This is a genomic window from Sporosarcina saromensis (genome assembly GCF_054901285.1).
On the sequence record NZ_CM142738.1, the window covers coordinates 1,737,509 to 1,758,313 of the forward strand.

The following is a 20,805-nucleotide window of genomic DNA, read 5'->3' on the forward strand; positions in this document are numbered from 1 at the left end:
CTTTTACAGGTTCTACGGGTCGTTTTTATTTGTGAAGACAAATGGTAGGATGAATTATAAAGCTTTTATAAAGTTACGAGATTTGAGGAATGTCGGTGATAGATTAGAGTCAGGAGGAATGATGATGGGTGAACAGCTATTGCTCGTAGAAGATGATGTGGAAATTGCTCGCGTCATTCAAGACACGCTGCGGCAGGAAGGATATGGCGTGGCATGGGCGACGACGGGGCTGGAAGGATGGGAGGATTTCCAACAGGGTCAGTACGATCTCGTGCTCGTCGATTGGATGCTGCCCGAAATGGATGGCATTACACTCTGTCAGAATATCCGTTGGAAAAGCGATGTGCCGATTATTATGATTAGTGCGCGGAAAGAGGATGCGGACAAAGTGGAAGGTCTCGGCATTGGCGCAGATGACTATTTGGCAAAGCCGTTCAGTCTGGCCGAATTGAAAGCACGTGTCTCTTCACAGTTGAGGAGATGGCGGCGGTATAACGGTCTTGAGGAGGAGTCGCAGCAAGCCGATTATTCGAATGAATTAACGATTGATTGGCAAATGGAGCGTGTGTTTATTAAAAAAGAGGAAGTTGCTCTTACACGAAAAGAGTTCGAACTGCTGAAACTTCTTGCTCAAAATCCGGAACGCATCTTTTCGAAAGGCGAATTGTATCAGCACGTGTGGCAACAACCGGAACTCGGCGATGCACCAACAGTGGCCGTACATATTAAGGAACTCCGTGAAAAACTGATTGACCCTGTCAAAACACCGCGGTTCATCCAGACAGTATGGGGCAAAGGATATCGGTTCATCGGTGAGCGATTATGAAGATCAAAACGTGGTTGTTGCTCTCCTATTTCCTTGTCATGCTGTTGCCGCTTGGTGCCGCATACGGACTGTTCGCGTGGATTAATGCCTATCATCAGGATCGCAATATCGCTGAATATATGGAAAGGTGGACAGAGCTAAACGCTATGCAAGCAGTGTTGAACGATCCCTCTCTGTACGAGCCGAATGCTGATTTGACAAAGGTCAAACAACTTGAAAGCAATCACTTGTCTGTGACGTTATACACGAACATCGGATTAGTCTTATATACGTCTAACCCTATGAAGCATACCCCGCTATCTTTCGTTACGAAAGAGCAATTGTTTGAAGGGTTTTATGAATTACAGCAGAAATTCGGTGCTTTCACTTATAAGGAACCTATTTTTGCCGGCACTACGCTCGTTGGCGTGTACGAAGTCCAGTTGCTGCGGGATGAATGGGTGGCAGGAGTCGGACAGCGGACCTGGTTCGTTGTAGGAATCTTTTCAGTCTTCTTCATTGCCCTGTTCACGTGTGTAACGATTCTCGTCAACCGGAAATTAAACAAGCCACTTCATCAGCTAATGGGACAGATGGATTCATTCGCAAAAGGGGAGCCGGTCACCCAAATCACGACGCGCCATGACGAAATCGGGGAACTGACGAAAAGCTTTGATAGGATGCGGTCGGAATTGACGGAAGCCAACCGTAAACTGGCGGAGGAGCAGCAACAAAAGGAAATGATGATTGCGAGTATCTCCCATGACTTGAAAACACCCCTCACCTCCATCCGCGCTTATGCAGAAGCATTAAAGACGGGAAAACTTTCAAGTGATGAGCAAGCAGAATATCGCAGCGTCATCATTTCAAAGTCTGTGTATATGCGGCAGATGTTGGATGACCTTCTGATGTACACATTATTGCAGTCGAAAAATTATGAGACAGATTACGTAAAAGTGGACGGTGGAGAGTTTTTCGATATGCTCGTGTCCGGTTATGACATGCTGTGTGAAAAGAAACGAATCAATCTAAGTGTAGTGAGCGATGTAACCGGTGAGTATGCGGTCAATGCTAAACAACTGATGCGTGTCATCGATAATGTAATGTCAAATGCGATTGCACATACGAATCCAGGCGGGGAAATCGGGCTTGCTGCTGTAGATGTCGGGAAGACACCGGAATGGAGCTTTCCTTTCGCCGCAGAAGCACTCAAGCGGGAAGATGGCATGTATTTAATTGTCCAAAATGAAGGGCGCGGTCTTACTGACGCTGAAATCGCAAAAGTGTTTGACCCGTTATTTCAAGCGGATCCAGCGCGAACGAAAGCGGGCGACCGGGGGACGGGCCTCGGATTAAGTATAACGAAACAAATTATGGAGAAGCACGGAGGCGACGTGCGAATGGTTTCGGTTCCAGACATCGGAACAGCGATTATATGCTGGTTGCCAAGAATGAAAGGAGAAGAATCGTAATGAAAGAATGGATTAAACCAATGATAGCCGTTAGTTTCTTGCTCTTTTTTGCAGTCGGATTGGCGGCTTGCAACACAGAGCACAATAAGTTTTCACCACAAGAAGTAGTGAATGCAGCGCTAAAAGGTGCAGATGAACAAATAGATTTCTATGGAGAATTTACGATGAAGACAAATGACGATGAAGGCGATTATTACGGGAAGCAATGGGTAGCGAAAGATGGAAAACGCCGCATCGAAATGGCGTCTGCTGATGGTGCGGAAGAAACAATCGCGGTCAATGACGGTACAAACATGACGATGTATGACAAAGCGAGCAATACCGCATCAGTTATGGCGATGACGCAGGAGGATATGCAACTGATCAGCCAGCAGACTCCTCAACAACAAGCAAAAAAGTTGCTCGAACTCGTCAAAGACTCACATGATTTATCGACGGTAGGCAGCGAGAAGATTGCCGGCAGAGATACGTTCCATATAAGCGCAAAAGCTAAAAAAGGGAATACGTTGATTGGTGATCAGGAGATTTGGGTTGATAAGGAAACATGGATGGTCCTTAAATCCATCTCAAAGAGCACTGATCTTGTCATGACACAGGAATTCACGAATGTTGAGTATGATCCGGAATTTGAAGAAGGCATCTTTACACTTGATATTCCTGAAGGTGCAGAAGTAGAGACGTTTGACAAAGAAAGCATGGCACCAAAAGAAGCAACGTTGGAAGATGTGAAAGCGGAACTCGGCACATTCCATATGGTCGTTGAAACAGACGAAATGAAGCTGTCTAGCCTAACAGTTATTGAAGGAATGGAAGGACGTCCCGAATTCTCATTAGACTATACCGATGAAGAAGGAATTCCACTATTTTCAATTTCTGTCTTTAAGGATATGTCGAATACCGTAGATTTCGGCGCAACAGCTAAAGAAGAGCAAATAACAATCCGCGGGCAAAAAGGATCGAAAATGGAAAGCGGCAACTTCCGGTTATTGAATTGGGTCGAAGACGGTGTCGTCTATAGTGTCATTTTGGAAAACCCGACAATCGAGTTTGATGAAATGATTGAACATCTTGAAGAAATGAAATTGGTGGAATGAAGTGAGGCAAAAATCAAAGGGACTCTTTAACCGTAAAGGTTGAGTCCCTTTGATTATAAATCGGTTGACTTTGTCAGGTTGAATTAACGTGAATGTTTCTGGCACCGTCAAATTAGAAATGACTTAGAGCTCGTAAGGGAAATAGTACGCTGTTTTTATCCTTGAAAAAACGCCTTGAACGCTGATGTAACAACGTTTAGGCGTTTTTAAGTGTCTAAGATAAGATGATAGGAAATTTAGTAGGTTGATTGGGTAAAAGGAATCTGTCTAGTTTGCTAGCAAGACGGTAAATACAGTAAAGATCAAAGAATTCCTACCAATATATTAATGAAGGAAAATACAGTTTCCAGTTCTGCTTTTACATCGATATAATAGAAATTAAGTAAAGATCGCTTTAACAATGAAATTGATAATTAGGAACTTCGCAATTCCCAGTGCCAAGTCCTTAAACTATCCCGAAAGGATGATGACAGTGCCTTCTACCCCCATCACAGCGAGAGAACGTCTCCTGGAAGTAATCCGTATATTAGAAGCCTATTCAGATGAGGACGATAGGTTGTCTATCCACGACATACATAGCCGTTTCCCTGAAGACTCACAAGTGGGTATCGGGGCGGTGCGGGAGGATGTCGCTGCCCTTGAGGAATCGATTGTCTTTCCGGTTTCAGCGGTGCAAGAGAAACTAGGAATGCCGAAGCATTATTATTATGACGGCAGGCCGTTTGAAATTCATGAACTTCGCTTACTCATGGATGCAATCAGTGCAGCGAAATTCATTTCACGGAATGAAACGAACCGCTTGCTCATGAAAATCCGGAAGCTGACAAGCCGTAGACTAGCTAAGCAATTGACGAATGAATTGCATGTGGCGGAGCCTTCCGCACAAGACGCGACGAATATCGTTGCAACCGTCCAGCTGCTGCATGAAGCAACCCATGATAAACACATCGTCGCCTTTCAATACGGACGTTATGGGACAGACCTTCAATTCCAATTAAGCAATGAAGGGCAAGATTACATCATCCAACCACTCGGTCTCGTATGGAACAATGATCGTTATTACTTGGTCGCCTATTACCCATCGGTAGATGATATTCGCCAATACCGGGTCGATCGGATGCGGAACGTCCGTGTACAAGACGAGCAATTTGTACCCAACCCGTATTTTGACTTACAAGCATATACGAAGAAGATGTTTCATATGTTTGGCGGCGAGCTGATTTCATTGGAAGCAAGATTTTCCGATAAGCTTATCAATGTAGTGATTGACCGATTCGGCCTGGATGCCAATATACAAGATCATGAGGATGGGACATTTCGTTTAAAAGCGCAAGTAGCGATGAGTGAAGGGCTCGTCCGCTGGCTGTTCCGGTGGGGCGGTGACGTTAAAGTCATGCATCCACAAGAACTTGTCAGCAGAATGAAAGAGGAAGCTGAAAAAATGTATAAGCATTATCTCTAACCTTTGTGGATATTCGCAAAGGTTCTTCATCACATGCCCTTACAATAAAGGAGTGAGAAAAAAGGAGGGCATTGTAATGAAGAAATTGTTGATGGTTTGTAGTGTTTTCGTTGTGATGATACTTGCGGCGTGTGGGGATATTGACGAGAAAAATAGTCGGGAAGTGAAGTCGAGTACGGACGTTGCTTCAGACACTGACGAAGCAACAGAAACGGAAAAAGAGGAAGTGAAAGAAAAAGAGAAACCGCTCGGTACACGGTCCAATCCGTTGCCATTCGGTGACACGATTACTGTGAAAGAAAATATATACGATGATAGCTTCAACGCCTATGAATCATTCGTCGACATTACACTCCTCGAAACGATCCGCGGCGAGGAAGCGTGGAAAATGATCCAAGAAGAAAACATGTACAATGAACCGGCGGATGAAGGGTTCGAATATGTGTTAGTAAAAGTAAAAGGATTTCTAAAAGAATCAGAAACCGAAGACGACAGCCTTTATTTCAGCAGCATGAATTTCAACTTCGTATCGAATGAAGGGGAAGTGTATGACTGGAAATCTGCTGTCATTCCGAACCAACTAGACAAAGAGCTTTACAACGGCGGCTCAGCGGAAGGTTTTATCGTAAATCAAGTGAAAGTCGGAGATGACTTTAAGGTTTCTTATGATTCGAGCGAAGGCTCACCTGTGTTCTTTTTTGTTAAATAAGTAATTGGAGTTGAAAATGATGAAGAAAAAACGATTGGCAATTCTGTTGTTATCAATATTCACCTTAGTAGCTTGCTCATCTAAAGAGGATGCTAACGAAAAAGCGGATAACGGCAAACAAGAAGAGAAGACTGAAGAAACGAGCGGATCTGTGGCCGTCGATAAAGGGCTATTGAACGTGGAAGTGACAATTCCTGCTTCCTTCCTAGAGGGGGAAGACATCGACGTAGTCGTAGCTGAAGCAAAAGAAGACGGCATTAAAGAAGTCACGAAAAACGACGACGGATCCGTCACGTACAAAATGACAAAAGCGAAGCACAAAGAAATGATGCAAGAAATGAAAACGAATGTAACGGAGTATGTCGATGAGCTCGTCAACAACGAAGACTTCGCCTCCATCATGGACATCAAACACAACAAAGACTTCTCTAAATTCACACTAGAAGTCGACAAAGAAGCATTCGAAAACAGCTTTGATGGATTTGCAGCCATGGGACTCGGAATGACCGGGATGTTATATCAGTTGTTTAACGGCGTCGATTCAGAGAAATTGAATGTAACAATCGATACGGTGGACCATAGTTCTGGAGAAGTATTTGGTACGGTGAGTTATCCAGAAGCGTTTGAGGATATGGAGTAATAAGATCGGGTGCCTGTGTCAAGTTAAATTTGGTTTATTCACTACAAAGGCATATGTAATGAGTATTGTATGTTTCCGTTTAAATTGGTTGAATTGAATTGAAGTGAATGTTTCTGGGACTGTCAAAATTATTCGAACGAAGGATTTCCTGTGTCTTTTTGGATAATTGATGGAGCAGCATTTTTGTTTGTTAATCAATATAGACATAGAGTGGATTATGCTATGATATAGGTAAGAACTGAACAGGGAGGGGTTTTACAAATGAAATGGGAAGAAGTGCGTAAATTATACCCGAATCAGTATGTAAAATTGAATATCCTTGACTTTCATGTAGAAGCCGACAAAAAAATCGTGACGGACGTAGCCTTAATAAATGTCATTGAAAATCCGAAAACTGCTACGAAAGAATTGCTACGAGCAAAAGATAGTACGATTGTTTATCATACAGGTACTGAAGAAATTATGATTGAAATGAGAAAACCGACCGGCTTAAGAGGAATTAGACTATGAAGTTGGGGTTGTAAACCGTTTACTTGAAGTAGAGATGCTTATTTCTTACAAAGGAAGAACCAAAGTGCTGGACAAGCTTGTTGTCGATACAGGTGCAGCCCATACGTTGATTTCTTCTGATGTCGTTGAAGAGCTAGGCATATACTTTGAGAATGGTGACCCTTTGGTTAGCTCATATGGTATAGGTGGCGAGGAATATTCATTCAGGAAACCAGTGGACTTCCTCAAGCTCGGACCTCATAAAATATGCAGGCTGAAATTAGATTTTGGTAATTTGCACGAGTGGGGCATAAATGGCCTCATAGGTCTCGATATATTAATAAATGGTCAATTTATAATTGATTTAGAAAAAATGGTATTGGTCCAAAGAAATTAACATATAAAAGCGGGTAGCTGTGCCAGTTTGCATTGAGTTAATTCGCTACAATTGCATATATAGAGTATGTTCCAATTGATGGATTTGCCGTTGAAAATTGGGTACTGTGTAATGTTAAATTCAGTTAATTAACTACAATTGCATATATATATATATATATATATATATATATATATATATATATATATATATATGAGTTGTTGTAGTTGATGTGTTTGTATTTTTGATTGCATATTCATACAAGTTGTCTAAATTAACATGAATGTTTCTGGCACAGGCACCGTCATACTAGCCGAAGAAGAAGGGTGATGGCGTATTCAAGCTAACATCTGAACAGATGGACTTGATCGACGATAAGATAAGAAGGTTGTATACTAAAAAATAACGGTTTATTTATAGCATCTATTCTACTTTCTCTTGATTTTTTCATTGAAAAATTGTTATTATGAAAATTAAATGTAATACATATACTAATATTGCCCTTGCAGATAAAAATCTGTAGTGCGGCCTAAAAGATTTTTAACTGACCATCTCGAGTGGTCCAAAAAGGAAAAGCCATCCTCTTAGTGGGGGTGGCTTTTTACGTTCTTGGAACTCCTACTTGTTACAATTTTGTAGTTGATAGAGGATATTGTAATACAACATGTGATGGGGCAACGTGAAAAGCGAGTAGCTGGTTCTTTTATTCAATTACTCCACTTCCGCTTTAATTTACCCCCTATTAAAAACAGAATGAGTACATAAAGGGCAACAATCAATACAGTACCCCAATTGCCTGCAGCGATTTGATGGCCGGCGAGTGAATAGGCGAGTATGACGGGAAGCTTGCCTAACAATGTTGCGGTGATAAAGGCACCAACCCCTACATTTGATATCCCCGCGATTAGATTAATGCCTGCTGAAGGGACAATTGGAATAATCCGACCAAGCAGTACAGCTAAAAAGCCGTTTTTTTCAATGAGCGCAAGGTATTTCGATAAGTGCTTCTTCTTGGTTACATAGTTTCGTGCGGCGTGACGCAGTACGCTTTTACTAAAGAGAAATAACAGGAAGGATCCGAGCGTTGTCCCGAGCATGTTAATGGCAAAACCCGGAAAGAACGCATGATTACTTGCAATGAATGCAGCGAGTACAGGAATTGGCGCAAAGGGAATCATTGAAACGATTGCCATTATGAAGAATTGATAGATCCATGCATAAGGCCTTTCATTTTCTAGAATGTCTAAAAGTAATTGATCCATAATCGGTCCTTTACGTTGTTTTAGCTCTAGTATAGCTCATATTGGTGGAGGGTGGCTCGTACCATGCATTCGTGAAGTTTCCATATTTTGTGTGGGAGATATAGAAAGGACTTGTTCCTTTCTCTTTCGGTACCTACCTGAAATGGTTATGGGACATACTCTTAGGTAAGTGGACAGTAGGGAATACGGAAAAAAAGCACAAATCATGTATTTATATTGTGATGGCAAACGACATTTCATATGAAAGACAAGATGAAATGATTGTACAAGGCGGTGGTGAATTCAGAGAGACGCCCCGCTGTGCAGGGAAGTGGATTACCCTTCAAAGGAAGCATACGTATCTTTTCTGATCAAGTAGTGAATGCATTTGAATGTAAAGTATCCGCGCAAGATTGTACGATCACCACGAACGAGTTCCCGACGTATCCAACGGTTAAAATGCTGTTAATTAAAGATTGATGAACGTGAAACGTATACCATGCCCCATTAATTGAGAATTGAACGGGTGCCTGGTACTGTTGTTATATGGGGTGGTTTTGTGGAACTTGAAAAGTGGAAACAGCAGCTGCTGAATAATAAGGATTTATTCATTGGAGAGAGCACAGCGAGGCGCTCGGCTGTGCTCATTCCGCTCGTCGAAGTGGATGGGGAATGGTGTATACTGTTTGAAGTCCGGTCGTCAAAGATGAGGTTTCAACCAGGAGATATTTGTTTTCCGGGCGGAAGAGTTGACCCTGATGACCCATCGCTTTTGTTTACGGCTTTACGCGAGACGCATGAAGAGCTTGGCGTAGCGCCACATACTGTGGAAGTGCTCGGTCCGCTGTCACCATACGTTTCTTCGATGTCTTTTGTTGTCTATCCGTTTGTAGGGGTTGTGGATTTCAATGAAATCATTACCTCTTACAATGAAGCAGAAGTTGAAGAAGTATTCACCGTGCCAATTAGCTGGTTGCTTACGCATGAGCCATTTATGCATGAAGTGGCAGTGGATATTACCCCTGATCGGCAGACGTTTCCGTTTGAGAAGATTCCAAATGGAGATCAGTATCAATGGCGGAAACGCACGATAGAGGAATGGTTCTATGAATATGGAACGTATACGATATGGGGCATGACGGCACGGATATTGAAGCATTTTATTGCTGTCATACGTCCGTAGAAAAGCGAATAGGAAGTTTAAGTACCAGGCATCCATACAATTTAGATTTGTGCGGGTACCTGGTACTTTTATGTTATATACCGATAAGTTCGCGTGATCATTTTTCACGGCAATCATTACACGTCTTCCGCGAATCATCAATCACTGCGTCAATACCCCGAACGATGCCCCAGTTTTTTTGAGATGCGCGCGCCTGTTTCGAGTAATCGCTCCCGCATGGAGGCGAGGCGTTCTTCGGTCATGTGGAAGCTTGCGAAGCCGATGCTGACCGCACCGACGACTTCCCCGAATCCGTTCACAATCGAGACGGCTATGGAGGAGGTGCCTTCCGTCCGTTCCCCGTGACTTTCTGCATAGCCTTGCTTTCTTATTTCCTCCAACTTCTTTTCAAATTCAGGAATCTCTTGTTCCTGGATGAGCCTTTTCAAAATAGCACGCGTTTTTTCTTTCGGGAAGGCGGCTAGCATCACTTTGTTCGCTGCGCCAATGTGTAAAGGAATCCGAATCCCGAGTTGGTCATAAATGCGGATTTGGTTTTTTTCATTATCAATTCTTTCGATAATGATGGCGTCGAGTTCTGCTGGTTTGCTTAAATAGACGCTTTCTTCCACTTCCTTTGAAAGCCGGTCGAGCTCAACACGGATTGTATTGACATAATCCATCGAGTCATACACTTGCAGGCCGTACTCCAGCCAAATGGTGCCAAGCCGATACCGTTTCGTTTTTGGATCTTGCTCCACCATTCCTTGTTTTATCATCGCTTGTAGGATTCGATGTAGGGTGCTGAGTGGAAGACACAGTTTTTCGGAAAGCTCCGAAATTGATAGCCCTGTGTCAGCAGTTTGAGAAGCTAATAATTTTGCGATGAGCATCGCACGGTCAATCGTTTGCACAGAAATTTTCCTCCCTTAGGTAAGACAATACGGATAGATAGATTTATTGAAATAAAAAATAGATTACTTTCTTCAACCTTATTGACATTTTACCATAATAGCAATATATTTAATCTATTAAATTTCCTGACAACGGAAACAATTTCCGTTCAGTGGAAAAAGGAGGAGTTAAATTGACGTATTGTTCTTCGATGTATAGACCTTTAAAGCGTGTCATTGTGAAGCATCCGAACGATGCATTCCGCAGTCAGTCGCATCTGGCGAGTGAATGGCGTACCTTCAACTATTTAGCCGAACCTAATTTTGAAGAAGCGGTTAAAGAGTATGACAAATTTATTGACATTCTGAGCAAGCATGTTGAACAAATTGATTATTTACCGCAGTCGGATGACGTCGGTTTGGATTCTTTATATGCCCATGACCCGGTGAAATTCACTCCTGAAGGGGCTATCATTTTAAAATCAGGAAAAGCGCTGCGGCAACCGGAAGCTGCTGTCTATAAGCAGTTTTTGAAAGAGAAAGGTATTCCGATTATCGGTGAGTTGACAGGCGATGCTGTTTCGGATGGCGGTGATATCGTCTGGCTGGATGACCGGACTCTTGTGGTAGGAAGAGGGTACCGGACAAATGATGAAGCAATCCGCCAATTAAAAGAAATGACTGCCCATATGGTGGACGAGTTCATCGTTGTACAATTGCCGCATGATTTAGGGGAAGCGGAGTGTCTGCATTTAATGTCTTTCATCAGTATGGTGGATCACGACTTGGCAGTTGTTCACTCGAGATTGATGCCTGTGTTTTTCCGTCAGTTGTTGATCGATAGAGGGATTCAGCTCATCGAGGTTCCGAATGAGGAGTACGACAAGCTAGGCTGCAATGTGTTGGCATTGGCACCGCGCGTATGTATGCTCCCAATTGGAAACGTTTCCACGAAGGAACAATTAGAGAAAGCAGGTGCAACGGTTTATGAGTATAAGGGCGATGAAATAAGCGTTTTAGGCACGGGGGGACCGACGTGTCTCACTTGTCCAGTTGTCAGAAGCTAACTAAAAGGAGAGATTTCAAATGTTTACAAATGTCATCGTAAAAACACCAGGTAAGAGCTATTTAAATGGACTCACGACATCTGATTTAGGGGAGCCGATTTACGATGTTTTGCTCGAACAACATCAGGCGTATGTAGAAGCTTTGAAGCAATGTGGCGTGAACGTAACCCATTTGCCTGCGAATGAAGCGTTCCCTGATTCCACATTCGTTGAAGATACAGCAGTCCTCACTTTAGAATTTGCGGTTATTTGTAATCCAGGAGCTGCTTCCCGTAATCGTGAAATCGAAGACATGGAGCCTGTCATTCGGAAATTCTATGACAAAGTCTATACGATCGAAGGAACTGGAACGGTGGACGGTGGAGATGTGCTCCAAGCTGAAAATCGGTTTTATATCGGAATTTCTGACCGCACAAACGAAGAAGGTGCCCGCCAGTTACAAGATATCCTTGTAAAAGAAGGGTATGAAGCTGACATCATTCCGTTGAAAGAGTTCTTCCATTTAAAGACGGGCATCGCGTATGTCGGAGAGAATCGGATGGTACTTGCTGGTGAGTTCGTGGATCATCCTGCTTTTGATTCATATGAAAAAATCATTGTCAGTAAAGAAGATGAGTATTCCGCGAACTGCATTCAAGTGAATGATTATGTCATCATTCCAAAAGGCTACGAAGCAACAAAACGTCAATTAAATGAAGCTGGTCTGCAAACGATTGAGCTTGAAATGTCCGAGTTTCAAAAACATGATGGTGGTCTAAGCTGTTTGTCTTTACGTTTCTAAAGAGGTATCCCCGATTAAATTTAGAAGAATTTGTCGGGGATGTTTTCCAAATATTATTAACTGAATTTTAATTTTATTCGAAAGAACATGGGGGTGGATTGTATGAATAAAGTAGGGGAACAAGCGCAAAAGCCGCAATTGAATCGTTCGATGAAAAGCCGTCATTTGCTTATGCTGTCTCTTGGTGGTGTCATTGGAACCGGATTATTTTTGAATGTCGGCTATACGATCAATCAAGCTGGCCCTGGCGGAGCGCTTGTCGGGTACTTGATTGGTGGGTTGATTTTATATATGGTGATGACTTGCTTGGGGGAACTCGCCGTCCATATGCCGGTGACTGGATCATTCCAAGCGTATGCAACGCGTTACATCAGTCCTTCAGCAGGATTTTCACTTGGTTGGATGTACTTTGTCGGTTCGGCTGCTACGGCAGGGGTCGAGTTCACTGCTGCAGGAATTCTCATGAAACATTGGTTTCCTGATATATCGGTTTGGGTTTGGTGTGCCGTATTCATGGCGTTGTTGTTCTTCTTGAATGCGCTCACAACAAAAGGGTTTGCAGAAGCAGAGTTTTGGTTTGCGGGTATTAAAGTCCTTGCTGTAATCGCTTTCATCGTCATCGGAGCACTTGCGATTTTCGGGTTGATACCGTTGCAAGATCGTGTGGCGCCGCATTTCTCTAATTTGGCCCCTAGCAACATGTTTCCTGCAGGGATTGTCATTGTTTTCGTGACGATGATGAATGTCATTTTTTCTTACCAAGGTTCTGAACTCGTCGGCATCGCGGCTGGGGAGACGGAGAATCCGAAAAAGAACATTCCGAAAGCCATTCGGACGATATTGTTTCGAATCATCGTATTTTATATTGCATCCATCGTTGTGCTGTCGGCGATCTTTCCTACATCTGAGTTAGGGCTGATGGAAAGTCCATTTGTCACATTGATGAAAGTGGCGGGTGTTCCTTATGCGGCAGGCATCATGAACTTCATTATCCTGACGGCGATTTTATCGGTAGGGAACTCTTGCTTATATGCATCTACACGTCTCCTTTGGTCGATGGCAAATGAAGGGATGGCACCTAAGCTGTTCGGTCGCCTGACGAAAAACAAGGTGCCGCTCAATGCGTTGATCTTCACGATGTTTTTCTCGTTGCTGTCACTGTTGACAAGTGTGATGGAAGCCGATGCGGTGTTTGTGCTGCTCATGTCGATTGCTGGAATCGCGGTCACGATTTCATGGATGGGTATTGCAACGTCTCAATTAATGTTCCGTCATCGGTACGTTAAAGCAGGAGGGAAAGTTGAAGAACTGGAGTATCGAGTCCGTTTGTATCCTTGGCTTCCGATATTCTGTATTGTCTTCTGTTTAGCCGTATTAGGCTTCCTTGCGAGTGATCCTACACAACGGATCGGTTTACTATACGGCGTCGGTTTCTTCGTCGCTTGTCTAGTGTTCTATAAATTTAAATTGGCAAAGAAGTTTCCTGAGCGTATTGAAGCATCGGAGCTTGCGCCGGAAACAAAATAAAAGTGTTTGGTACTAGAAGAGGAGATTGAGAATGATGAAAGAATCTTTATGGGCGACACCTGAGAACCTACGTGCTTTGTTATGTGAACTTGTCAGTTGGGACAGTCGAACACTGACAGAAGGGGAGCGGTTTTTTGCGCCGAAAGTGATGGCGAAGCTAGGCGAGCTCGACTACTTCCAGGATTATCCGGAACAGTTGGCGATGCATGACGCAGGATTGGGCCGAAATGCTGTCACTGCATTGTACAAGCATGCTGAAGCGACGGAAACGATTGTGCTGATCAGCCATTTTGATACGGTTCAGACCGAGGAATATGGCGTGTTGGAGCCGCTTGCTTTTCATCCTGAAGAGTTGACGAAGAAGCTGCATGACCATAAAGAGGATTTATCAGTAGAAGCGAGAGCGGATCTTGAATCCGGCAATTACTTATTCGGCCGCGGCACGATGGATATGAAGATGGGCCTTGCGCTGCATATGCAACTGATCGAGAAAGCGAGCAAGGAAAAATGGCCGATCAACCTCGTGTTGACGACTGTTCCCGACGAAGAGGTCAACTCTGCAGGGATGCGAACCGTCGTCACGGAGCTCGTCCGTCTGCGGGAAGAGTATGGCTTGACGTACAAATTGTTTTTGAATGGCGAACCTTCTTTTTCTCAAGGTCCAGCAGATAATAAGGAATACATCTATTCGGGAACGATTGGGAAAATCATGCCGGCTGCCTTGTTCTATGGCAAAGAGACGCACGTAGGCGAACCACTCCGAGGGATGACGGCGAACTATATCGCTTCGTTCTTGACACAGAAAATGGAATGGAACGAACGGTTTCGGGAAACGGATCGAGGGGAGAGCACGCCACTGCCGGTTTCATTGCAGCAAAAGGATTTGAAGACGCAATACTCGACCCAAACTCCTTACCGCGCGGCTGCCCTTTACAATGTGTTCTTATTCAAGCGGACAGCGGCTGAAGTGATGGACCTTTTCGCGGAAGTTGCAAATGAAGCGATGGCGGAGTGCAATGCGCACTATCAGGCAGTTTGCGAACGGGAACAGCTGAAGGGTGTAGGGGAAGTGAAGGTACTGCGGTATGATGAACTGCTGTCCTATGCCTTGAACAAACTAGGTGTGGAGGAAGTGAATCGGCACAAGCAAGAAGCGCTCATCAATGAAGAATGGGACGATCGGGAAAAATCGCTTCGCATTGTGGATAATTTGATGATCCAGTGTCAGGAACTTGCGCCGGCAACGGTTCTGCTTTATGCACCTCCTTATTACCCGGCTATTAATTCGTCAGATTCTCCGCTCGTCGATCAAGCGATCAAATTGGTACAGGAGACGGCGAGTACATTCGATTTGACGGTGAATCAAATCCATTATTTCAACGGGATTTGTGATTTGAGTTATGTGAACTACACAGATGATGCTCAAGGGTGGACGGCATTTGAAAACAATACCCCTGTTTATGGCGAAACGTACAGCATCCCATTTGAGGCGATGTCCGAGCTGCGGGCACCCGTCTTGAATGTCGGCCCGTTCGGAAAAGATGCGCACCAGAAAACGGAGCGATTGCATGTGGATAGCGCATTTAAAGAGATGCCGGTTATTTTGGAGACGTTGGTTAAAAGCATGTTTTGATTGCAAATTGAGGGGGTGCCTGTGCAAGGTTGAATTCAGTTAATTCACTACAATTGTATTTTCATGAATACGAAGTGTAACAATTTGTGGGTTTAGATTTATTTGTTGTATAACCATTCAAATTGGTTGAATTGACATGAATGTTTCTGGCACAGGCACCGTAGCATATAAACATTCAAGTTCGATGAATGGACCTGTTTGATTCCGGCACAGGCTCCGTCAAGCGTGTATTGACGTTCAGATCTCATTTTGGTATAATTCATCTATTATTTTTTTGAAATTGAATAGAAACCTTGTATAAATTCAAGAATACGGCTTGAAAGTTTCTACCAGCTACCATAAATGGCTCGTCTACAAGGAATGTGAAATCCATGCAATTTACTATTCCAATTTGTAGAAAAAACTTTGTCCTCACTAAAGGCCAAAGTTTTTTTATGTATGTGGCTTAATTGGACGATTTGGCTGTGTAATAAAGATTTCACCACTGCCGTTCATTCTTAAATTTAACAAATAGGAGATTACAACATGAGAAACTTCTTTAGATTTGCTGAACGGAATACTTCCTATAAGCAGGAAACGCTCGCAGGCGTGACAACCTTCCTGTCTGTCGCGTATATTTTAGTCGTAAATCCGCTGATCTTGAGCCAAGCTGGGATGGATAGCGGGGCGGTATTTACTGCAACTGCTCTTACTGCGATTATCGGTACACTTCTTATCGGTTTGCTTGCGAACTTCCCAATCGGAATTGCGCCAAGTATGGGACTGAATTCATTTTTCACTTTTTCTGTCTGTATTGGAATGGGGATACAATGGGAAGTTGCATTGACGGGTGTTTTTATTGCAGGCGTTATTTTTATGCTGTTAAGTGTCATGAAGATCCGGGAGAAAATTATTACGATTATCCCATTGAATTTAAAATATGCAATCGCTGCTGGAATCGGATTCTTTATTACATTTATTGGGATGAAAAATGGAGGGCTTATTATTGCCAATCCGGATACATTTGTTTCAATTGGAGACTTAACATCCCCTACAACCTTGCTGGCCATTTTTGGCTTGGTCCTTACGATTGTTATGTTAGTGCGTGGAATTAGAGGCGGAATTTTTTATGGGATGATCATTACTACGATAATTGGAATGATTGTCGGATTAATAGACGCTCCCTCAAAAATCATAGGAAGCATACCAAGCTTAGAACCGACATTTGGAGTCGTGTTTTCCCATTTGGATCAGGTGTTCACCCCTGAATTACTGGCAGTGATTTTCACGTTTTTACTTGTTGCCTTTTTTGATACGGCTGGAGCTTTAATTGCCATGGCCAGTCAAGCGGGAATGATGAAAGGGAATACAGTGCCGAACATTGGAAGAGCATTGCTTGCTGATTCTACCGCGAGTGCAGTCGGAGCGATATTGGGAACATCCACGCCTGCGACGAGTGTTGAATCTTCTGCCGGCATTGCAGTCGGTGGCAGAACTGGCTTTACGTCTGTTGTGATCGCTGCTTGCTTTATGATTGCTTTGTTCTTTTCACCGGTTTTATCTGTGATTACGTTAGAAGTTACTGCGCCAGCGTTAATTATTGTCGGCGCATTAATGGCAATGGAAATCAGAAAGATAGATTGGAGCAGACTGGAAATTGTAATTCCATCCTTCTTAACGATCATCATGATGCCCCTCACTTCGAGTGTGGCAATGGGTCTTGCATTTGGTTTCATTCTGTATCCACTTTGTTTTGTGGCGCAAAAGCGGTCTAAAGAAATCCATCCAATTATGTATGTGCTTGGTTTGTTATTTATCCTATACTTTGCGTTTATAGTGTAGCTAGAAGTGTTCGATAGCTTTTTTAGATTAAACCCAGTTAGAAGTATCTTTTAGTTGAAGAATGTGCCAGTACTTGAACCCAAATCGTTCAAGAAACTGGCATTTTTTTTATTTTGAAACCAGATGCACCTTTGCACGCGTCTTAGAGGTAAGATTGTAAATAGTGTGGGTGGCGGGGGTGAGAAATGATTATGAGTCGTTCTTGGAATGAATCCGATGAAGAGGTCTGGCTGTCTGGTTTGATGGATGCGCTTGGCGATCGGTTGACGAATCTGTCTTTCAGTTATTTGAAAGATTGGGGGAAAGCTCAGGAAGTAGTGCAGGATGTCTTTTTTACCTGTTATAAGAAACGCCGTCACGTTCTCGAATTGAATTCAATTGAAGCCTGGCTATACAGGGTCACCGTGAATCGGTGCAAAGACGTCTTACGGACTTCATGGGTTAAGAAAGTGATCGTGAACAATGAGTTGTTTCTTACGCAAAAATCAGGGCAGCCATCGCCGGAACATGAAGCTGTCGCGAAAAGCGAGGATGAGCGGTTAGCCCGGCTCGTTTTGGAGTTGCCGATCAAATACAAGGAAGTCATTTTGCTTTTTTATTATGAAGATCTGTCTGTGGAGGAAATCAGTTATGTGTTGAAGTCCAATCCGAATACGGTCAAAACCCGCTTGAAAAGAGGGCGGGAAGCATTGCAGAAATCCATAGAGAGGAGCGGTTTTCTTGAAAGAACCAATGAGGGATATTAAAAAGTCATTAGATGCGACGGTCTTCAAAGATTCGCAGTTCAGCGCGAAGCATAAGCATGCAGTCTTTCAAAAGATTCATAAACGCAAGACCATCTATGTCCTGCCTGCGCTCGTTAGCGGATTGCTACTGACGGTTGTGGTTTCAACAGGTATTTATTTTGCATCGGAAAGGATAGGCGGTGAAAGTCCGGATGCATTGGTACCGAATCACCCAGTTACCACGGAAATTCCGCCACCTCAAGGAGAGGGTGGAACAGAAACAGTTCCTCTCTATGCAGCCAAAGAGGATGGCGAAGTATCCATGAAGGACGCTGAAACAGCTTATGCGCTTTGCGTAGATGCACTGACGGACTATTACAATGCCATTTGGAACGGCACGGAGATTGACGTGGGCAAGTTCATAGGAAACGAGAACCTTCAACAGTATTTGGAAACGAAGATTCAGTTCGAATCTAAGAAGTACGGCACTATGGACAGCAAGATGAAACAGCTTGAAATCGGCGATTGGGAAGTGACATTTACGAATGATGAGAAGGGAGGATATCTCTATTTGGAAGTACCGGTTAGCATCCGAAAGCATGATGGAGGCGGATATGGAGAAGGTACAGAGTTTTTTGTGGGGAACATAGATGGCAAGCTGGCGATTGTTGACTGGTACACGGGCGGAAAAGATACGTATGATTACTTGGTGCGCGGATATGAGCAGAAGATTGGCAATCCTAATGTTTGGAATGATCATGATTGGGTGAAAAAGTTTAAAAGCGGTACAGGTCTCTATGATTTCGAACAGCAGGTCTATGATCGATTCCAGCTCACCCATGATGCGAACGAGTTGATCGGGTTGGAACCGATCAGCATTGCGAAACTATATGCATACGCCAGTTATCACCAAGACTTTGAAACGGCGTATGCGCTATACACGGATCGTGAGGAGCATATATTATGGAGCGAGGAAGAAGATGAACAAATTCCGTTGGGCGATAGGGGGACACCGGAACAGGTATTGGAAACATATAAAGGACTCGAAAGAGGGTCTTTTATTCAAACAAGTGACTACGAAGGATATATTAAGTTTTATCCAAACGGCGAGCAGCACGTGGAATCCGGCTTCTCCATGATAAAAAATGAAGAAGGCATTTGGCAAGTCGCGTTCTTGCCAGTCCAGTAAATGTTGAGGGGCTATGTGACAAACATTCATGGCTGTTACCCAACTATGAAAAACCTGCGCCTGTGCCAGACTACAATACAATTGTATGTCCGTCCGTGGAAAATGTATCGGTTGATGGCTTTACAATTAATTCATTTACCACGATTCAGTTAAATTAAAATGAATGTTTCTGGCACAGGCGCTTTTAAAATGAAAAGCCTACCCTCGTTTCTCTTTTATGTAAGCAGAGAGGTGAGGAGTAGGCTTTTGGCAATCAGTTTTGTATGTTGTACGTTTTAGTGTTTACGTTTTACTTCGATTCGATAGCCGTCTGGGTCAGTGACAAAGAAGTAAAAAGGTGCTCCGCCTGAAAGTCCCTTCAGTTCACCTGTTTCATAAGGAGAAGCTTTACAGATTTCATGCATTTTTTCTAAATCATCCACGGTTACGCCTAAATGACTGAAACCATTTCCGATTACATAAGGTTCTGCATCGTAATTATACGTCAGTTCAATCTGTACGGAAGAACCGGGTGAATTCAAATAGATAAGATCGAATTTATCTTCAGGGAATTCTCTGCGACTAGCTACTTCAAAATCAAAAAGATTCGTATAAAAATCTAACGTCGCATCAATGTCTCTGACACGTAAACAAATTTCAACGAGTACTTGGTTCATTTTTTCAACCTCCGTAATTGTATAAGTTTTTGTTTGTTAAGATGGTTCAACTGATTGAAAACAGCATCTTTATTTTACCATACATGATTCGTTAAGTGAAAAAATGCGATGGGGTCGCTCAACCTTCATGGCTTTGCCCAATAAACAACGGTCGGAATGTGGTGAAATGACTTCTTATACTTTCAATAGGCTTGTCTTTTCATTTTCCGCTAGATGATCCGGCAAAAAGCAATCCGGTCATTGTCTTAAAATTGATCACGGGCGTTCCGCAATTCGATAAAGTCCTCCAATGTCTCCGCTTGCAAAAAGAGATTGATGGCCTTCTCTTTACCAATCGTCGTCGGGAGTGTTGGAAGTCCTTTGGCACGCAATTCCTGGACTTCTTTTAACGAATTGTAGATCTTTTCATTCTCCGGATATATGTTGGAGGCAAAGCGTAAATTCGTTTCGGTATATTCGTGGCCAGGGTAAACCTGTATCGCATCATCCAAGCATTTAAATGTCTGCAAAGTTTCGTATTGGGCTTCGTAATCGCCGGTGAAAACCCGACCGCAACCTGCTGAAAACAAGGCGTCCCCGCAAAAGAGATGCTGTCCCATTAAGAAACTGATGTGGCCATGCGTATGCCCTCCTGATGCGTAGACTTGGACAGGTTGCCCCAATACGTGAAAGGCGTCTCCTTCCTTTACAATGCGATTCACGAAGTTTTTCGTTTCTTCCGGCCCATACACAACACTTTCCGGATGACTCGCTACAATCTCTCGTACACCGCCGATATGATCTTCATGCATATGCGTTAATAAAATGGCCGTCAAACGAAGCTGCTTTTCTTCCAGGTAATCGAGGACAGCGCCCGCTTGTCCTGGGTCCACGACAACTACCTCTGCTTCTTCCTGAATGCACCATATGTAATTATCAGAAAAGGCTTTGATTGGATGAATAATCATCTTCTGATTCCTCCTCTTGGTTTTTTAGTGTGGAGACTACTTTTGAAAATTGTCTGTGTAAGTTTGTGAATACACACTACAAATTGTTGGTTGAAGAATTATTTTAACATATCAAC

Annotated in this window: 20 protein-coding genes and 1 riboswitch; of the genes, 16 read left to right on the forward strand and 4 right to left on the reverse strand. The window is 43.3% G+C overall.

Annotation, left to right across the window (positions count from 1 at the left end):
- Positions 1-124 precede the first annotated feature (124 nt).
- From ACVHUV_RS08620 to ACVHUV_RS08655, 8 genes are all read left to right on the forward strand, one after another.
- A complete protein-coding gene (locus ACVHUV_RS08620; RefSeq protein ID WP_462086752.1) occupies positions 125-826 on the forward strand; it encodes a response regulator transcription factor in 702 nt (233 codons plus the stop codon).
- A complete protein-coding gene (locus ACVHUV_RS08625; RefSeq protein WP_462086753.1) occupies positions 823-2,277 on the forward strand; it encodes a HAMP domain-containing sensor histidine kinase in 1,455 nt (484 codons plus the stop codon). Before ACVHUV_RS08620 ends, ACVHUV_RS08625 begins: the two co-directional genes overlap by 4 nt.
- Positions 2,277-3,371 (forward strand): LolA family protein, encoded by a 1,095-nt coding sequence (locus ACVHUV_RS08630; RefSeq protein ID WP_462086754.1) that lies wholly within the window; start codon positions 2,277-2,279, stop codon positions 3,369-3,371. Before ACVHUV_RS08625 ends, ACVHUV_RS08630 begins: the two co-directional genes overlap by 1 nt.
- A 400-nt stretch (positions 3,372-3,771) precedes the next feature.
- The gene (locus tag ACVHUV_RS08635) at positions 3,772-4,833 is read left to right on the forward strand and encodes a helix-turn-helix transcriptional regulator (protein WP_462086755.1); all 1,062 of its coding nucleotides are present in this window, start codon (positions 3,772-3,774) and stop codon (positions 4,831-4,833) included.
- Between the two features lie 76 nt (positions 4,834-4,909).
- Complete coding sequence (locus tag ACVHUV_RS08640; protein WP_317946523.1) at positions 4,910-5,542, forward strand: hypothetical protein; 633 nt, start codon at positions 4,910-4,912, stop codon at positions 5,540-5,542.
- 19 nt (positions 5,543-5,561) lie between these two features.
- Positions 5,562-6,182 carry a hypothetical protein gene (locus tag ACVHUV_RS08645; protein ID WP_371390219.1) on the forward strand — a complete coding sequence of 207 codons (621 nt, stop codon included), beginning with the start codon at positions 5,562-5,564 and terminating at the stop codon, positions 6,180-6,182.
- A 261-nt stretch (positions 6,183-6,443) separates the two neighbouring features.
- Positions 6,444-6,692 (forward strand): hypothetical protein, encoded by a 249-nt coding sequence (locus ACVHUV_RS08650; protein ID WP_317946527.1) that lies wholly within the window; start codon positions 6,444-6,446, stop codon positions 6,690-6,692.
- Positions 6,693-6,756: 64 nt separating this feature from the next.
- Positions 6,757-7,068: a retropepsin-like aspartic protease gene (locus ACVHUV_RS08655; protein ID WP_371390220.1), complete on the forward strand. Its 312-nt coding sequence runs from the start codon at positions 6,757-6,759 to the stop codon at positions 7,066-7,068.
- A gap of 686 nt (positions 7,069-7,754) precedes the next feature.
- On the opposite strand, the gene ACVHUV_RS08660 is transcribed toward ACVHUV_RS08655, so the two are convergent.
- Positions 7,755-8,309 carry a TVP38/TMEM64 family protein gene (locus ACVHUV_RS08660; RefSeq protein ID WP_317946531.1) on the reverse strand — a complete coding sequence of 185 codons (555 nt, stop codon included), beginning with the start codon at positions 8,307-8,309 and terminating at the stop codon, positions 7,755-7,757.
- 538 nt (positions 8,310-8,847) lie between these two features.
- On the opposite strand from ACVHUV_RS08660, the gene ACVHUV_RS08665 reads away from it, so the two are divergent.
- The gene (locus ACVHUV_RS08665) at positions 8,848-9,471 is read left to right on the forward strand and encodes an NUDIX hydrolase (RefSeq protein WP_317946560.1); all 624 of its coding nucleotides are present in this window, start codon (positions 8,848-8,850) and stop codon (positions 9,469-9,471) included.
- Positions 9,472-9,620: 149 nt separating this feature from the next.
- Here ACVHUV_RS08665 and ACVHUV_RS08670 read toward each other — a convergent pair whose 3' ends face one another.
- Complete coding sequence (locus ACVHUV_RS08670; RefSeq protein WP_462086756.1) at positions 9,621-10,364, reverse strand: IclR family transcriptional regulator; 744 nt, start codon at positions 10,362-10,364, stop codon at positions 9,621-9,623.
- A 191-nt stretch (positions 10,365-10,555) separates the two neighbouring features.
- Here ACVHUV_RS08670 and ACVHUV_RS08675 point away from each other — a divergent pair, with 191 nt between their 5' ends.
- From ACVHUV_RS08675 to ACVHUV_RS08705, 7 genes are all read left to right on the forward strand, one after another.
- Positions 10,556-11,410 (forward strand): dimethylarginine dimethylaminohydrolase family protein, encoded by an 855-nt coding sequence (locus ACVHUV_RS08675; RefSeq protein WP_462086884.1) that lies wholly within the window; start codon positions 10,556-10,558, stop codon positions 11,408-11,410.
- A 19-nt stretch (positions 11,411-11,429) separates the two neighbouring features.
- Complete coding sequence (locus ACVHUV_RS08680; RefSeq protein WP_462086757.1) at positions 11,430-12,191, forward strand: dimethylarginine dimethylaminohydrolase family protein; 762 nt, start codon at positions 11,430-11,432, stop codon at positions 12,189-12,191.
- A 102-nt stretch (positions 12,192-12,293) separates the two neighbouring features.
- Positions 12,294-13,718, forward strand: a complete 1,425-nt coding sequence (locus ACVHUV_RS08685) for an amino acid permease (RefSeq protein ID WP_462086758.1) — start codon at positions 12,294-12,296, stop codon at positions 13,716-13,718.
- A gap of 34 nt (positions 13,719-13,752) precedes the next feature.
- Positions 13,753-15,351, forward strand: coding sequence for a M20/M25/M40 family metallo-hydrolase (locus tag ACVHUV_RS08690; RefSeq protein WP_462086885.1), 1,599 nt, complete (start codon positions 13,753-13,755; stop codon positions 15,349-15,351).
- A gap of 273 nt (positions 15,352-15,624) precedes the next feature.
- A riboswitch (purine riboswitch) is annotated at positions 15,625-15,725 on the forward strand.
- Between the two features lie 151 nt (positions 15,726-15,876).
- Positions 15,877-17,172: an NCS2 family permease gene (locus ACVHUV_RS08695; protein ID WP_462086759.1), complete on the forward strand. Its 1,296-nt coding sequence runs from the start codon at positions 15,877-15,879 to the stop codon at positions 17,170-17,172.
- Positions 17,173-17,357: 185 nt separating this feature from the next.
- A complete protein-coding gene (locus ACVHUV_RS08700; RefSeq protein WP_371390227.1) occupies positions 17,358-17,918 on the forward strand; it encodes a sigma-70 family RNA polymerase sigma factor in 561 nt (186 codons plus the stop codon).
- Positions 17,893-19,086, forward strand: coding sequence for a hypothetical protein (locus ACVHUV_RS08705; protein ID WP_462086760.1), 1,194 nt, complete (start codon positions 17,893-17,895; stop codon positions 19,084-19,086). Before ACVHUV_RS08700 ends, ACVHUV_RS08705 begins: the two co-directional genes overlap by 26 nt.
- 275 nt (positions 19,087-19,361) lie before the next feature.
- Here the strand turns inward: ACVHUV_RS08705 and gloA are convergent, their stop codons facing one another.
- Together gloA and gloB are read right to left on the reverse strand one after the other, a co-directional pair.
- Positions 19,362-19,742, reverse strand: a complete 381-nt coding sequence (gene gloA, locus ACVHUV_RS08710; protein WP_371390229.1) for a lactoylglutathione lyase — start codon at positions 19,740-19,742, stop codon at positions 19,362-19,364.
- A 245-nt stretch (positions 19,743-19,987) separates the two neighbouring features.
- A complete protein-coding gene (gene gloB, locus ACVHUV_RS08715; protein WP_462086761.1) occupies positions 19,988-20,689 on the reverse strand; it encodes a hydroxyacylglutathione hydrolase in 702 nt (233 codons plus the stop codon).
- Positions 20,690-20,805 lie beyond the last annotated feature (116 nt).